14 protein-coding genes are annotated in these 16,521 nt (G+C 36.6%); 8 read left to right on the forward strand and 6 right to left on the reverse strand.

Annotation, left to right across the window (positions count from 1 at the left end):
• Nucleotides 1-35: 35 nt before the first annotated feature.
• The 3 genes from CS937_RS13790 (at nucleotide 36) to CS937_RS13800 (ending at nucleotide 5,321) form a co-directional block, all read left to right on the forward strand.
• Nucleotides 36-1,475: a glycoside hydrolase family 1 protein gene (locus tag CS937_RS13790; RefSeq protein ID WP_099159058.1), complete on the forward strand. Its 1,440-nt coding sequence runs from the start codon at nucleotides 36-38 to the stop codon at nucleotides 1,473-1,475.
• A gap of 499 nt (nucleotides 1,476-1,974) precedes the next feature.
• A complete protein-coding gene (locus CS937_RS13795; protein WP_099159059.1) occupies nucleotides 1,975-2,907 on the forward strand; it encodes an L-lactate dehydrogenase in 933 nt (310 codons plus the stop codon).
• A gap of 317 nt (nucleotides 2,908-3,224) precedes the next feature.
• Nucleotides 3,225-5,321, forward strand: coding sequence for a tetratricopeptide repeat protein (locus CS937_RS13800; protein WP_099159060.1), 2,097 nt, complete (start codon nucleotides 3,225-3,227; stop codon nucleotides 5,319-5,321).
• 808 nt (nucleotides 5,322-6,129) lie between these two features.
• Here the strand turns inward: CS937_RS13800 and CS937_RS13805 are convergent.
• Nucleotides 6,130-6,594, reverse strand: a complete 465-nt coding sequence (locus CS937_RS13805; RefSeq protein ID WP_099159061.1) for a phage tail protein — start codon at nucleotides 6,592-6,594, stop codon at nucleotides 6,130-6,132.
• A gap of 144 nt (nucleotides 6,595-6,738) precedes the next feature.
• Nucleotides 6,739-7,218 carry a GyrI-like domain-containing protein gene (locus CS937_RS13810; RefSeq protein WP_099159062.1) on the reverse strand — a complete coding sequence of 160 codons (480 nt, stop codon included), beginning with the start codon at nucleotides 7,216-7,218 and terminating at the stop codon, nucleotides 6,739-6,741.
• 110 nt (nucleotides 7,219-7,328) lie between these two features.
• Here CS937_RS13810 and CS937_RS13815 point away from each other — a divergent pair, with 110 nt between their 5' ends.
• Nucleotides 7,329-8,291, forward strand: coding sequence for a helix-turn-helix transcriptional regulator (locus CS937_RS13815; protein ID WP_099159063.1), 963 nt, complete (start codon nucleotides 7,329-7,331; stop codon nucleotides 8,289-8,291).
• Nucleotides 8,292-8,529: 238 nt separating this feature from the next.
• On the opposite strand, the gene CS937_RS13820 is transcribed toward CS937_RS13815, so the two are convergent.
• On the reverse strand, nucleotides 8,530-8,973 hold the full coding sequence (locus CS937_RS13820) for a carboxymuconolactone decarboxylase family protein (protein WP_099159064.1): 444 nt from the start codon (nucleotides 8,971-8,973) through the stop codon (nucleotides 8,530-8,532).
• Between the two features lie 357 nt (nucleotides 8,974-9,330).
• Between CS937_RS13820 and CS937_RS19515 the strand changes: the two genes are divergently transcribed.
• A complete protein-coding gene (locus CS937_RS19515; RefSeq protein ID WP_176555838.1) occupies nucleotides 9,331-9,486 on the forward strand; it encodes a hypothetical protein in 156 nt (51 codons plus the stop codon).
• 319 nt (nucleotides 9,487-9,805) lie between these two features.
• Entirely contained in the window at nucleotides 9,806-10,690 is an 885-nt protein-coding gene (locus CS937_RS13825; protein ID WP_099159065.1) for a VOC family protein, read from the forward strand.
• Between the two features lie 200 nt (nucleotides 10,691-10,890).
• Here the strand turns inward: CS937_RS13825 and CS937_RS13830 are convergent, their stop codons facing one another.
• The 3 genes from CS937_RS13830 to CS937_RS13840 all read right to left on the reverse strand — a co-directional run bounded on the left by CS937_RS13830 (nucleotide 10,891) and on the right by CS937_RS13840 (nucleotide 13,580).
• Nucleotides 10,891-11,625 (reverse strand): MerR family transcriptional regulator, encoded by a 735-nt coding sequence (locus tag CS937_RS13830; RefSeq protein ID WP_099159066.1) that lies wholly within the window; start codon nucleotides 11,623-11,625, stop codon nucleotides 10,891-10,893.
• A 292-nt stretch (nucleotides 11,626-11,917) separates the two neighbouring features.
• The gene (locus tag CS937_RS13835) at nucleotides 11,918-12,559 is read right to left on the reverse strand and encodes an NAD(P)H-dependent oxidoreductase (protein WP_245835815.1); all 642 of its coding nucleotides are present in this window, start codon (nucleotides 12,557-12,559) and stop codon (nucleotides 11,918-11,920) included.
• Between the two features lie 460 nt (nucleotides 12,560-13,019).
• Nucleotides 13,020-13,580 carry a DUF1697 domain-containing protein gene (locus tag CS937_RS13840; RefSeq protein WP_099159068.1) on the reverse strand — a complete coding sequence of 187 codons (561 nt, stop codon included), beginning with the start codon at nucleotides 13,578-13,580 and terminating at the stop codon, nucleotides 13,020-13,022.
• Nucleotides 13,581-13,826: 246 nt separating this feature from the next.
• Here CS937_RS13840 and CS937_RS13845 point away from each other — a divergent pair, with 246 nt between their 5' ends.
• Nucleotides 13,827-14,513, forward strand: coding sequence for a response regulator transcription factor (locus CS937_RS13845; RefSeq protein ID WP_099159069.1), 687 nt, complete (start codon nucleotides 13,827-13,829; stop codon nucleotides 14,511-14,513).
• Nucleotides 14,510-16,348, forward strand: coding sequence for a HAMP domain-containing sensor histidine kinase (locus CS937_RS13850; RefSeq protein ID WP_099159070.1), 1,839 nt, complete (start codon nucleotides 14,510-14,512; stop codon nucleotides 16,346-16,348). Before CS937_RS13845 ends, CS937_RS13850 begins: the two co-directional genes overlap by 4 nt.
• Nucleotides 16,349-16,521 lie beyond the last annotated feature (173 nt).

Consider the following 16,521-nt stretch of genomic DNA (forward strand, 5'->3'; position numbering starts at 1 on the left):
ACAATGTTTAATCAATCTAAAATGGAGTTGAGATCATGTATCATGCAAAACTAGATCGATTCCCAAATGATTTCCTATGGGGGTCTGCTTCTGCTGCTTATCAGGTGGAAGGGGCATGGAATGAAGATGGAAAAGGCACTTCAGTGTGGGATAATTTTGTAAGGATTCCTGGTAAAACATTTAAAGGTACAAATGGTAATGTGGCGGTGGACCATTATCACCGCTATCAGGAAGATGTGGCATTAATGGCGGAGATGGGATTGAAGGCGTATCGCTTTTCCGTATCCTGGAGCCGCATATTCCCAGCTGGGAAAGGCGAAATAAATGAGGCAGGGATACAGTTCTATGAAAATTTAATTGATGAACTGCTTCAACACCAAATCGAACCAATTGTAACGTTATATCATTGGGACCTGCCACAAGCCTTGCAGGATGCGTATGGCGGCTGGGAATCCCGGGAAATCATCCAGGATTTTAACGATTATTGTGTGGCGTTGTTTAAACGATTGAAAGATAAAGTAAACTACTGGGTAACCTTAAATGAACAAAATGTATTTATTAGTCATGGGTATGAACAAGCCTCCCATCCTCCAGGGGTCCGTGATCGAAAGCGTATGTATGAAGCCAATCATATAGCTAATTTGGCCAATGCAAAAGCTATCCAATCGTTCAGACAAATCATTCCGAATGGGAAAATTGGACCTAGCTTTGCTTATGGCCCTGCATATGCTTACTCTAGTAATCCAGAAGATGTTCTAGCGGCACAAAATGCTGAGGAATTTAACAGTCATTGGTGGATGGACGTGTATAGCTGGGGAGTCTATCCTAAAAGTGTCTTGAAGTATCTTGAAAAATATGACATGGCACCGACGATGGAAGCGGGAGATGAAGCATTACTAAAAGCGGGAAAACCTGATTTCATGGGGGTAAATTATTACCAAACAGCGACTTTTACGGCAAGTCCACTGGATGAAGAATTCGTTAATGCCAAGGAAAACCACGATGGTAAAAAAGGTAATTTTGTTGAAAATGGCAATGCGGGATTGTTTAAACGGAAGCGCAATGAAGCATTGGAAACAACCAATTGGGATTGGGAAATTGACCCAACCGGGTTACGGATCGGACTCCGACGAATCACAAGCCGTTATGGACTTCCGGTCTTAGTGACAGAGAATGGGTTAGGTGAATTCGACAAACTTGAGGATAATAGTACTGTAAATGATGATTACCGGATTGATTATATCCGTAAGCATATCGAGCAATTGCAAGCAGCTATTACAGACGGCGTCGATCTACTTGGGTATTGCACATGGTCGTTTACTGACTTATTGAGCTGGCTGAACGGGTATCAAAAGCGTTATGGTTTTGTTTATGTGGATCGTGATGAATTGAATGAGAAAGAGTTGAGGCGGGTTAGGAAGAAGAGTTTTTATTGGTATAGAGATGTGATTGAGTCGAATGGGGAGATGTTGTAGAGCTATTTGATTTAATTGCTTTAAAATAAGGGGGGTAATCCTCACTATACTAACGTGTTAGCGTGGTGGGGACTGACCCCCTTGCTGCGTGAAATTAGTTTATCAACTTGCATTCAGTGGATGTTAAATAATTTTATGAATTCGAATGTGATTGAACCAATGAACATTTTCAAAAAATTTAAGATCAAGTTTGTAAATAGCTGTTATTCTAGTAGTAAACTTCTTTTTTCGTATCAAATGAGTAAACCGGTATAGAATGTTTAGATAAGATCTATTCGCACATTGCATTAATTTAAAGAAATAGTGTATAATTAACTTGTGAAATATTTCACAATTAATAAACCCTAGCTCGTTACTACTATAAATGAAGGTGAAAAAGTCATTTTAGATAGAGTTTCGGTTGCCTTATCAAGGTTTAGATTTAATAAAAGTTAAACATTATGTATACTCACACATGTGAAAATATTCACAAATGGTGAATTAATTGGAGGAAATCATGATGAATATAACATTGGGAAGCAAAGTTGTTTTAGTTGGAACAGGTTCAGTTGGTTCAAGTTATGCTTATGGTTTGATGAACCAAGGAGTTTGTGATGAATTGGTGCTTGTTGATTTAAATGAAGAGAAATCAAAAGGCGATGTTATGGACTTAAATCATGGGATTGTGTATGCTCCATCAACGATGCAAATAAAATTTGGTTCTTATGATGACTGTAAAGATGCAGCATTAGTTGTTATATGTGCTGGTGCTGCGCAAAAACCAGGAGAAACTAGATTAGATCTTGTAAGTAAAAATGTGAAAATCTTTGAATCTATTGTAGGAAACATTATGAAATCAGGATTTAATGGTATTTTCTTAGTTGCAACTAATCCTGTTGATATTTTAGCTTATGCTACATGGAAATTCTCTGGTCTGCCAAAAGAGCGAGTAATTGGTTCTGGAACAATTCTAGATTCTGCAAGATTTCGCTATCTACTAGGTGAAGAGTTTGATACAGCACCTACAAGTGTTCATGGCTATATTATTGGAGAACATGGGGATTCCGAGCTTCCTGTTTGGAGTTCAGCCAATATCTCTGGTGTACCGGTAGCTCCAAGGTTAACAGAAGAAAGAAAAGATGAAATAGCTGTTCAGGTACGGGATGCAGCTTACAAAATAATTGAATCAAAAGGTGCTACGTATTATGGAATTGCAATGGGATTAGTACGAATTACTAAAGCAATTTTACAAAATGAAAATGTTGTTTTACCAGTTGGCATGCTGTTAACAGGAGAGTACGATCACGAGGATGTTTATGTTGGAGTTCCTTCTATTATTAATCGTACAGGGGTGAAAAATATTGTGGAACTTTCATTAAATGATTACGAAAAAGAAAAGTTTGCTGCTTCTGTAAAAACACTTAAAGCAATTCAATCTCTTTATTGGAAGTAATTTCGCTTTTAAAAAAGTAATTTTATGTGAATTTCAATGTTAGTAGGAGCATTTGATCATCTATCCACAGTAGTAGTGGATTGCTCTGTCCCGCGAATTGGATGAAGGGACTGCCCCCAATGCTAGGGTTTTAAACATTGCTTTCGCCCCCATAAACTTGGAGTTTAATCCGAATACAGTAAGTAACTGTGAATTTTCTAAGTGAAACGTATGTAAATATTTTCATTTGTGAATGGTACAAGAATGATGTGAATAGAAATAGATATGTATTTCAAGATTCAAGAATTAAAATGAAAATAATGATTTGGGGGATTAGCTTGGCAACGGAGAGTGAACTAATTAATAAATCCTTTCATGAAAAGTTTATAGATAAAAACAAACAAGGACAGCCTATCAAAATATTGGGCGAGATGTATATGGAAGAAATGCAAAAGCCACGGCCAAATTTATCTTTTATTCGCTTTGCGCAAGGGGAAGTATATTTCTTAAACAATGATTATGAAGCAGCGATTTTCAAATGGCAGCATGCTTTAGAGGAAGAATTTATTCCATGGACACAGAAAAATATTGCAGATGCCCACTTGGAAATGGGATTGCTGGAGGATGCAGAAAGATTTTATAAGCAGGTAGATTCCACATCACTTGCATTGCAATCGGAGGTTTTATTACAGCTGTTTTCATTGTATATACAGCAAGATGATCAAGAAAAGGCTGTTGATACAATCAAAAATGCTGTTAAATTAAATCCGGATTATTCCCATGTAACGAAAATAGCCCGAAAATATTTAGAGGATATTCATGATTGGGGTAATGCGGTTGAACTGGCGATTGGTGAGGCAATACGAACAAAGTCCCTTTCTTGGATTGAAGTTTTATCAGAGTATGTCAAACAAGGGTTGACTTTAAACTATGAACCAAATTATTTTAACGAATTGTTGGTAGATTTACTGCAAATGGATCCTAACCGATTTGAACGTTTTACGGAGCTATTGTGGAACAGCTATGAGAAAAGTGATTTTTATATCGAGTGGCTGGAAGTGATGAACCAACTACTTTTGAATAATAGCGATGAATCTTCGTATGTTTGGAATAGTCTCCCAATCTTATTTAAAGAGGGTTACTACGAGTTAATTAGCGGAAAGTATCTGATTAGGGACATTTCGGGGTTAATGCAGCACCATTTAACGAACTGGTTAAAGGTTTCTTCTGAATCAGATTGTTTAATTTCCGCAACTGCTATACTTGCATGGAATGAAACTTTTCCTTCTCTATTTGATGCTGAATTGATCCGTGAAGCAGAATACCAGTTTGAAAGTTCAAATCCCAATCAAAATGGGAGAAAGGATGGAATAGAGCTTTTTGATTCCATTAAGAGATGGGCAGAAGGAGAAGGGCTTTCAGAAGAATTATATCAAATTACAAGGCCTATGCTAGCAGAATACAATATAGAAGTGGCGAGTCCGTCAAGAATCCGGGATTTGGTTATAGCCTCGATAGAGTTTCTGCTAGAACAAAGAGTAGCCTTGGAAAATGATGTACAGGAAGAAATAAATCGAAATGAAGGTTTATTAACAAGCCTTCATGATATTCATCATCAAATAGGTGATATGGAGAAAGAAATGGCGAATGTTATGACAGATTCGTTCCGTACATTAAAAGAATCCTCAACGCAATATGTGATGAGTGAGCTGCCTAAACTTTTACAAAATTGTTCTGAACGTATTCAGGAGGACAGTGATTTTTCAAAAATTCATGTAGATCTAAATGAAGAAATGAATAGGCGGATTGCCAGCTATATGAAAAACTATGTCTTGAATGATCAGAAGCATGCTGTTCAGAAATGGCTTCAGGATTGTAAAAAGGAGTTCCAAGCCTACCAGTTTACATGTAATGAGTTGAGTGAGAATATTAATCAAAACTATGATGATGAGCAGATTGTATTGCAGGGTGACTTTAAGGTGCTAGATGATTGGGAGCGGGACTTAGAACGGATATCCCGTGGGTTGCTGCGCCTTGAAAAGGTAAATATTTTGTTACGTAATACCCCTTCTCAGTTGTTTTTGAAAGGGGCAGGAAAACTATTAGGTTCTATTTCTAAAAATAAAGAAATGCTGCACAGTAAATACAAAAACTACGTTGAAAATGCAGATTATAGTCAGGTAGTAAAGGATTTTATTACCCCTTTCATGCAGCAATTGGATTTATTTGAGGGGTCGATAGAATGGGATATTAGCAGGTTTTTCTCAGAATCACTGGACGAACTAGATCGTAAAATGGATAAGGTACAGATGGATATTGAAAGACATAAGGATTCGTTAAACAAGATGCATGATAAACCTGAATTCTATTCTGATCCACTTACCTTGTTCGAGCTGAAACTTCGTCAGTATGAGTTGATGAATACCATAAGTTAAATTTGTTTAGGAAATCGCTAAAGACATATGCTACCTGGGGCTAATGGTGACATATAAGATGAAAGACTGAAATGTTTAGAAAGATAGCAGAAAAAATTGATTCTGTAGCAGGGTAGGAATTTAGGGAGTAATGGGGATAAATGGCGTTTGTCGGTAAAATGCGACACAAGTTATCTTATGTAGCTGCTATTCCCGCAGCCAGCATACACTACGATTTCTGGAGCAGCTGTTATCCTTGCTATTCTTCCGATATTCCTGCTCACCTGCCGATATTCACGCTCACCTGCCGATATTCACGCTCACCTGCCGATATTCCTGCTCACCTGCCGATGTTCACGCTCACCTGCTGATATTTCTGCTCACCTGCCGATATTCCTGCTCACCTGCCGATATTCCTGCTCACCTGCTGATATTCCTGCTCACCTGCCGAGCATCATCTCCCCAGGATGTCTCTGTATATACGGGCTGTTAGTATGAAAGTAAAATTTTTCTGTCTCCTCGGCTTGATGTTTACGTCGCAGTTTATATCAAATACGTATTAAGATCCTACCGTTGAAAAAGTAAAGTTCTAAACGTCCTATCCTGTAATCGTTCGTCTTTTGAGCCAAACGTTTATTAGCAGTAAGGATTACGAATACCCAAAAAGAAATATCCGAACTAATACAAATTCTAATTGAAGAATTCATAGTTCGGATTTTTCGTCGACTTAAATCCTTTTTCCCAGCCACTTTTATTGGGTAGTAACAGTGGGCCGTGTCTCTTGATCAAATAGAACAACCAAATTTATTTATCCAGTTGGACGCTTACTCTAATACTCCCCTTTAATCACAAAAAACGAGCCCCGGATTGTCCCAGCCAGTTTAGACTTCTGCCTAGCAAACTTAAACTTTCCTTCTAACTCCTCTGGTACTTCCATCCCATCAGAAAGCTTAAAGCCAACAGCTCGCTTCTTGGGGTTATCAATCGTATACATGACGTTGACTCCTAGACCATCCTCATAAAAGACGTAGGCAAATTTGATATTTTCCACTTGAAAACGCGATGTTTCTAAAGGTTTTGTCGCAAATTCAATACCACGTTCTTCGTTCAAAATTTGGTTCACATAATCAAGGGTCTCCTGGCTTTTGCTAGCTGGTACAACCGTAAATTCATTCTTGTATTTGTTCATAAAGTAACGGGCTTCATTAGCACGTAAACCAGCAAGTGATTCGGCTACAGGTGAAGATTCTAAACCAACAGTAGACACATTTTTAAAATCAACGATATAAGACATTTTCATTCCTCCTTTAATCTTGGTTTAGCTCCATCTTCTAGAAGCTGTCGACATAAGCAAGGCACACTTCAAGTGCCAAAACCATGCACTTTCCGGTCCTTTGTTTATGCGTCCACTTCTAAACAGTCGCCTCCGCTTTTCTCTTTATTTCCTAACAACTGGAATCCATATTTCACCATATACGAAGCCGTTTCGCTGCCCCATCTCAACCGTTGTATTTGGCCCTCCTACATAGGCGAAATCCTTTGCTTCTGGCAGGACCTGACCAAAGGCAATGCCAGTAAGCTTATTACTCAATTCATCAGCGGTCTTCTCTTCCCCTTTAACAACTAAGTATTCCCCTTTTGGAAATTGGATAACCCTTGATGCTTCTGGTACTGTTTCCTCTGTCATGACACCAGCATAATGCATCATCTTGTTATTCACCGCTTCGTTTACGGCAAAAATGTAGTCATTTGCAGCTGCGTCTTTTAACGTGTCGAGCCGTCCATCCTGTTCGACAGTGCCCCAAAAGTCTGCCTTTTCCTTGTTTATGCCAGCAAAGTCTGTGTAGTCACTCTTTAGCTCCGTTCCAATACCTACAACGGTAAAGCTTTCTTTTTCCTCTAAGTTATAATCTGCCATGTTCAAAACCTTCCTTTTTTTAGAATTGACCAAATGATTTGTCTTTTCATTTGATACGTTTATAATAACCTTAAATCATGTCAAAAAATGATACTGTTTAGGAGGATCCAATGAAAAAAGTTCAACGGATTAATATTATCATGCGTTATATTAATAACCGCGCCCACTTTACAATTTCTGAAATTATGCGGGAATTTAATATCTCTCGTTCAACAGCTATTAGAGATATTAGGGAAATTGAAGCCATGGGAATGCCACTTGTCGCTGAAGTTGGAAGGGATGGGGGTTATTTTGTCATGAACAACTCTGTCCTGCCCACTGTTCGCTTTACGGATAATGAGATCAAGGCTCTTTTTATTGCTTTTATGGCCACAAGAAACCAACAGCTACCATATCTAAAGAGTCGTCATTCGCTTACCGAAAAATTACTAGGACTCATCTCGGAAAACCAGCAGGATGACCTTGTTCTTTTAAATCAAATCCTGCTTTTTGAAGGGACTAACCCGAATAATCCCGACCTACTTGATCTGTCAGACCTGCCCCATCCTATATTAGACAAACTCATCCAAATCCTTCTTTCGGACAGCTATTTATGGATTACCATTAAAGAAGAGAAGGAAAAAAAGTCTTATCCAATTTATCTCTTGCACCTTTATCGTGAAAAAAGCTTTTGGCTGATTGAAGGCTTTGACTTACAGGATGAGAAGAAGAAGGCTTTCCCTGTCGACAATCTCACCAATGTCAAACCATACCCAACGAAAAAAAGATTAAGCAGGAAAAAGATTTTAGAAAAACTAAATAAGCAGGAAGAAGTAATGAACCTTGTCCTTGAACTTGGTCCCAGGGCGATTGTGCAGTTCAAAAAATACCATCCTTTAACGGTTTCATTATCCTATACAAATCCTTACCAGACCACAGCTATTCTAAAGACTTTTATCAATGTAAATAATCCCGAAGAATTGACCGAAATAACAAATTGGCTCCTTTTCCTAGGTAAAGATATCAAGGTCAGGGAAGTGCCGAAAGAAGTCTTAGAAGGTTTACAGGAGAGATTAGGCTTATACTGTCCATAAGCAGTGCCAGTACCCAAATAATTTTGAGCTTGCTTGGCTAGTTACCCCCTTATTTCAGCATAACCAGAAAAATAAGTAATTGTGAATGTTTGAAATCATTTTAAAGGGTAATAGCTATTTTTATCAGTACTGTTTTTTTATTCAACGTTAATTTTAAAAGATAAAAAAAGCCTATATTCTGTATTTTTAGCGCAGAATTAGGCCTATACCCTTCTAAAAACGCGATCTATTGCTGTAATTATTTTTCAGTTGCTATATTTCCCATTGAAATAGAAATTCTATTCCAACTGTTAATTTGATTGATTATCAGAACAAGGTCAACATACTGTTTCTCGTCATAATGTTCACGCACTCGTTGATAAAGCTCATCTGGAACGCGTTTTGTCGGGATTAATGTCACATGCTCCGCCAATTCTAAGGCTACTTTTTCTGCCTCTGTATAAAATTCACACTCTTGCCAAGCACTAACACAGGATATTCTTTGTTCTGTTTCACCCATTTTTCGTGCATCTGCTGTATGCATATTCAAACAAAATGCACAGCTGTTAATTTGAGAAACACGAATTTTAATAAGCTCACGAAGTTTTCGTTTGATTGCCGTTGTTTTCGTGTATTTTTCCATATCCATCATAATTTTCATACCTTCAGATGCAATTTCATAGTAAGAAAATCTTTGACTCATAAAGCAAGACTCCTTTGATTTAGTTTAAGATAATTATATCCTTACAAGAACATCGATACATAAGTATTTGCTCCGGAATCTGGACCGTTCGTATTAGAAGAACATCATCCAGCCATTATCCTGCATGACATTACCATGCGTCGCAAAGAATTTTCCCATAATAAAATTTCACTTTTGGACGTTCTTCCAATCTTTTCTTGATAAGATTGATATAATTATTTTATTAATAATTCATATTGTAATATCTGAAATAAAATCAGTTTTCGTTGCTTCGTATATTAATCACAATAAAACGTCTCGATATCAATTTAAACAGAGTGAAGTCTTATCTATAATTACATTGGAGGTGAATAAACGATGTTGAAGAAGAACCCTGTTACAGTAATAATAATTATTTGTCTCATTATTGCCGGCCTCATTGATCTTAAAAATAGAGGATTATTTTTTCGACTATTGCCTACTACCATTCAAGATTATCTAGTTGACAAAGGGATAACAAAAAATGGTGATTGACCGGGTGATTTGTATCCATTCAAATACGAAGTTCATAACATTCCCTTATGAACTCCGTATCCAACTAACTTTACTAATGCCCAGTAATCTCAAATTATAGGTTGAATATTTAAACTATTACATATATTATTGACTTAATTCTAACGGAGTGAGGTGTTAACTACGAGGGGAATTGGAAGAAACGAGACTATAAACGTTGAAACCACTGTTCAAATGGCAGCGGATGACCATCACTTCCAGATAGTAACCTTACGATAGCTGCCAAGTTTGCGAAGTCTAGTCAAAAGAGCACAAAAATAAACTGTAAAGAAGGGATCTTATGCAAAAAATAGTTCCGCATTTGTGGTACGACAAGGAAGCAAAAGAAGCTGCGCAGTTTTACATTGGTCTATTTGAGAATTCAAAACTATTAAATGTGACAGTTATTGACGATACCCCATCTGGTGATTCAGAAATCGTAAGCTTTGAACTCGCTGGTCAGGAATTCCAAGCAATAAGTGCAGGGCCCCATTTCAAATTCAATCCTACCATTTCGTTGATGGTAGCTTGCGAGACCGTGGAGGAAGTAAATACCAAGTGGAAGGCATTAGTAGACGGAGGAACGGAATTGATGCCGTTAGGGGAATATCCTTTTAATAAGTGGTATGGATGGGTCCAGGATAAATATGGTCTGTCTTGGCAGTTAATGCTTGTAGATGAAGATCAGGCTTCACAAAAAATCACCCCAAATATGCTTTTTTCAGGTGAATCATGTGGAATGACCGAGGATGCAATAACGTTCTACACAGACATATTTGATGACGCAAGAATTGGGGTTGTCAGCAAATATGAAGCTGGAGAATCCCAGTCATCAAAGGCAAAAGTAAAATATGCTTCCTTTAATCTTTGTGGCATGGATTTTTCAGCGATGGATAATGGGATGGATGTCGACTTTAATTTTAATGAAGCATTTTCGCTAATCGTAAATTGCAAAGACCAGGAAGAGATAGATTACTTCTGGGACAAGCTTTCTGCAGTGCCTGAAGCTGAACAATGTGGTTGGGTAAAAGATAAGTTTGGTGTTTCTTGGCAGGTCGTTCCAGATAACATAGAAGAGGTATTGTTCAAAGGATCAAAGGATGAATCCCGTCGAGCTACTGAAGCAATGCTGAAAATGAAGAAGATTGATATCAGCGCATTGGAAAATGCTCGTTTGATAAAATGATATAGATAGATTTACAAAATCACTATTCCTGGTATGGGGATTACGTATGAAAAACAACTTTTCATTAGATTGGTGTTACATGTTATAAAGCGATGTGGCAAAATTAATCGGATAAATATTAAAAATAAAGCCTTCACTCCTGAAAAATATAGAGTGAAGGCTTTATTTTTGGACCCATATTATAGCTCTAGAACTTATTTTTATAGATTTTCTGCAACAACGAATAGGTAATAGACTAATCCAGTTTGTTGTTTTTCCAATATGTCTCTATGAAAGTCATCTTGTAGGAAAAATGTTGTTTGATTTATGAAATCCTCTTTGTTAGTAACATTTCCATTCTTATTTAAAAATTTAAGATGCTTACGGGCAACTTCCTTGACCCTAGAATCGTTATACTTTACGCCTGTTCTTAAAAATGCAGCCATTGTGTCTGTAAAGTTTTGTGACTCAATTGCCATCACATTCATTTTATCAACATCGATATCATCAAGGTTTAGATCAACATTATATGCATCTTTTAAATGAGTGATTTGCTCTTCTAATGCATTTTTCCATTCATCCTCTGTATCCAGTCCTTTGAACATTAACTTATTATCCATATTCTCACCTTTTCTTGTGTAATCTATCGAGTTTTTTATTGTGTGAATTAATTGTTGATACCTTTCAATTTTCCACGCAAATAATTCTTCTTGCTTCTTTAAAGTGGCTACCCTGTTGGAATCCTCATCCAATAATTGTTTTATTTCTAATAATGGAATGTCTAGTTCTTTATAAAAGAGAATTTCTTGTAGCCTTTTTAATTCAGCCATCCCATAATAGCGGTATCCGGATTCATTCACCTCGGAAGGTAAAAGTAAGCCAATTTTGTGGTAATGGTACAAAGTCTTAATGGAAACGCCAGCGATAGTTGACATATCCTTAACCGTTATTTTCATGATATCCTCCTTTCATCATTTACTATGAGGTCTTACCTAAAGTTAGAGTCAATATCTTTTATAAAATTTTTATCCAATTTTATTCCGCTTAATCAATAAAACGTTATCAACGCTAGGTGGACCCGAAAGAAGTAAAGAGTCGGTGATAATATATAAAGTAGCGTGTAGGAAGTAGATAGGAAAAATAGGGATATTAGAAGCTTTTACTGAAGGAAAAACGAATAGAAGTATCCTTATTTTCATTGAAAAAGGATACTTCTATTTATTTTCTCTTATTTAGTAGTATTTTTACTTAAATCCACTTGATAACATCATCAAATGGCCTTCGTGTTTTCGGTCGAGGGTCATTAATACGATAACCAAAGGCTGCCATAACAGATATACTGAAATGCCCATTTTCCAGTAACCCTTCTTCATCTAGCAGCTGATTCATTTTTTCAATGCTAAATCCTTCAATAGGACAGGAATCGATTCCAATTTGAGCAGCAGCAGTCATCATATTAGCAAGAGCTACGTAGGTTTGTTTAGATGCCCAATCGTATAAGGGGCGGTCTCCATCGAGCAAATTAAAATCATCTCGTTGAAACTCTTCCACCCGTTCTAAAAACTTCCCTAAAAGTTCTTCTGGAAACTGGGATACATCCCTTAAATGGTTCTTTAAGTAGTCAGAATTATATATAGTGTCAAGTTTCGTTCTAGCCAAGATAATCAAAAAATGACTTGCTTCTGGAAGCTTGCTAAACGCTCCCCATGATGTGTGTTTTATTTTTTCACGTAATTCAGGGTTTTGAACAACAACAAAGCGCCATGGTTCAAATCCAAACGAGCTGGGTGATAATCGTCCAGTTTCTAAAATAAAGTGAAAGTCGTCATCGGAGATTTTTTTATCCGGGTCAAATTCCTTCGTGGCATGTCTAAAATAAAAGGCATCCATAATTTCCTGTTTCAAACTATCTGTATTACGCAATTGAATCACTCCGTTTATTATTTTGTACGTATTGTAACGATGATAATTTTCTTATATGTATTAGTATAATCTATTTGAATTTATCTAGCAGTTTTTATGATTGTTGAAGAATAATCCTCGTTGTATTAGGAGATCATTTAAGGATGTAATTAATTTAATACCAGCTGAATCGCGGCAATTGTTAGAGAGTCTTATCCTCAAGTAAGACAGGTACATGATTTTAACGAGATTACTGATGACTTCTTGAAAATAATCGTTCACGACCTGTTATTCAGATGCATGGAAAGTCAAAAGAGGAAGATGGGGCATAAGACTATTATTCATATGCAGTCTTTACAATAATCTGCACATATAATCAGGGTGGTTCCAATAGAAAAGGAGCCACCTCACAGACAGATCACTTTCTATGAAAAACCAAATTGTATATCTAGCTTCGAGTGAACGAATCATTTTGATCTTGCATAAGCTTATATATCTTACGTGCGGTGTTGACGTTTCTTACCGTAACCTGTTTGTATAGCTTTGATCCAACGATTTTTGAAATTCCGCTTTTGGTTACATTAATTTTGTCAACAGACCATAGAATCGCACCGGGGACATATTTCACTGTGTCAATAGTTGGTTTGATGGTTAAATCCATAAGTACTGATTCATCATCCACTTCGTCCCATAAAAACATGACATCACTTTTCATATCTTTGTCATTTTTCCATGTGTAAGGAATAGCGTTAATAATTCTGCTAACATCATCAAAACTGCGAACTACTACTTTAATTTGTAAGCCAAAATCACGATGGATAGCTTCTTCCAGAATACGTTGCAAATCTGTTTTTGAAGGTCTCTTGTACGAGAAAATAATATTGCCTGTATTGATGTATGTTACCACATCATTCATCCCTGCTTTTTCAAAAGTTTGTTTAAGCAGCTTCATGTCAATTTTATTATTTCCACCAACATTAATTCCCCGAAGAAGAGCGACATAAACCATAAACATCCTCCTTTAGCTTTTAAACGTATTAATTGTATACTAGCACCCAATCGTATACGTGTACAGCAGCCGGGACAGGGGGTCAGGTCCACTGTCCCAGAATTAGCTGCGGGACGAGGGGACTGACCCCCTGTCCCACAGAGGGGCTTAACGAGATTGATATAGATTAGAATCTTTATCTCATCTTTACATCGTTATGATATTCTTTCATAAAGACTAACCTTTTTGACATTGTGAGGGAGAAAAATGCAAAAAACTATTTTAATTGTAGAAGATGAAGACATTTTACGTGAAATAATTAAAGACTATTTATTAAACGCTGGATATGAAGTTTTAGAAGCGGTTGATGGAAATGAAGCTTTGGCCAAATTTGAAGAACAGGAAGTACATTTAATTATTTTGGATATCATGCTGCCGGAGTTAGACGGGTGGTCAGTTTGCAGACGAATCCGCAAAACATCCAATGTGCCTATTATTATGCTGACAGCTCGTGCAGATGAAGACGATACGTTAATGGGTTTCGAATTAGGTGCTGATGATTATGTTACAAAACCATACAGTCCGCCAATTTTGCTGGCAAGGGTAAAACGATTAATGGATAGCCGATATTCTCATGCAGGTAAGTTATCTGATGAGGATACCTTGATTAGCAGCGGTATCCATGTCCAAATCCCTTCACGTACAGTGACTATAGATGGAGAAAATATAAGTTTGACACATACAGAGTTTGAAATATTAGTCTATTTAATGCAAAATCAAGGGATTATTATCACGAGAGAACAACTCATCACTAAAATTTGGGGTTATGAATTTGCTGGTGATGATCGTACAATCAATAGTCATATTCGTAATTTGCGTTATAAATTGGGTGACAAAGCAAATCATATTGTAACGGTTATCCGATCTGGCTATAAATTTGAGGGAAACGTATGAAAATAGGAATTGTAGCAAAGTTATTTATACTAACAACATTATTATGTATGCTCATTTTGGCAACGATGTATATTGGACAAACCATATTTTTCAAGCAATATTATGCAAATCAAAAAGTAGATGAAATAAATACGAGCATTCAATCCTTTAAGAAAGCGTACCTAAAGGCTGAAGGAGACGTATCAGCTATTAAAAAGCTGCAACAGGATTTCTACCAGGAAAATCAGACGTGGATTACAAATTTAGATAGTACAGGAACAATCCAATATGCAGATGATTTTTCTGTAACCATTCATCTAGATCGTTCTCGAAATAAGGATTTCTCTGATCGTGACATTACCATCCCCCTATACAGCTTCACTGGTTTAGAAGATATAGAAAGGCTAAGGTTTAATTTAGAAGAGGGAAAGCGTATTTTTATTGATGGAATCATAAAGGATGATACATTTATCCCAGCTATTGTAATGAGTGAAAACAGGAGTAATGTATTAGAGAATAAGCTGCTATCAGAAAAAATATATGGCAAGCAAGCTCCAATAGAGAGTAAGCAGCCATCTGAAACGTTAGATAGCAAACAAGCTGCCATAGAACCAGAACCTTCTCCTAAAGATAGCTTACAGAGATATTTAACGGGGCAAATTAAGAAATTACAATTACCAGTCGGTGCCACAAGCTCAAATATTTATACAAATCGTCTGTTTATAGAAAGAATAAAACAATTCCAGGTAAACCTGCTAGTAAATGAAAATCATACTAGCACTGCTGAAACAATAGACTATGAGCAAAATAACATCAAATACAAACTATTTATTAGACCCATCAAAGATACGAATGGTGAAACTACTTATATTTATGCTATGACATCATTACAACCAGTTGATGAAGCTGTACAAATGCTAGAAGATTATTATGTATACTTAATCCTATTTGTACTCCTTCTTGTCGTTCTAGCTTCATTTTATTATTCAAAAAAGATCGCTAAACCATTGCTGCAAGTAAACGATACGACAAACAAAATTGCAAACCTGGATTTTTCAGAGACAATACCGATTACATCTAAAGACGAAATTGGTACTCTATCACACAATATTAATACACTCTCACATACGTTGCATTCGTATATTAATCAGCTGCAGCAGGATATAGAGAAGGAAAAACAACTGGAAAATACTCGTAAAGAATTTATTTCCGGTGTTTCACACGAATTAAAGACGCCTCTAAGTATCATGAAGAGCTGTATCTCCATTTTGCAGGATGGGGTCGCTAGTAATAAAAAAGATTATTATTTTAAAGCAATGGCAAATGAAGTAGATAAAATGGATATGCTCATTGTCGATATGCTCGAGTTGGCAAAATTTGAGTCTGGTACGTATAAAATGAAAATGGATGACTTTTCTATTGATCAGGTCATTGAGTATATATGTGAACAATTAACATTAGACATAACCAATAAGCAATTACATGTTCAGAAACATCTTTCCAGGATTAAGGTAGTTGCCAATCAACATCGTATTGAACAGGTTATTACGAACTTTATTACCAACGCAATTCGTTACACACCAGAAAATAAAACGATTATGATTTCCACAATAGAAGAGCAGGATCGTGTAAAGGTATGTGTGGAAAATCAAGGAGCGCATATCCCACAGGAACAGTTAGAGAAAATATGGGATCGTTTTTATCGTGGAGATACGTCTCGCAGGCGTTCGAAAGGTGGGACGGGACTGGGGCTCGCTATTTCAAAGAATATTTTAGAGCTTCACGATTCGCAGTATGGTGTAACGAATACGGAAGATGGTGTGCTGTTTTTCTTCTATTTGGACAAAAAAGAGTAGAGATTTGTTTAAGAAACTTTTTCATCCGTGATAATGGAACTTTTAATTTGTTTGAGCCATTCGTTCAACGTCCTTTATTGAAGACATTGAACGGATGGTTTTTTTGTATGCCATGTTTATAGAGATAATTAATTCTGCTTACAATGCCATTTATAATTCTTTAAATGATATCA

It is taken from the genome of Virgibacillus ndiopensis, from assembly GCF_900187325.1.
GTDB lineage: Bacteria > Bacillota > Bacilli > Bacillales > Amphibacillaceae > Virgibacillus_E > Virgibacillus_E ndiopensis.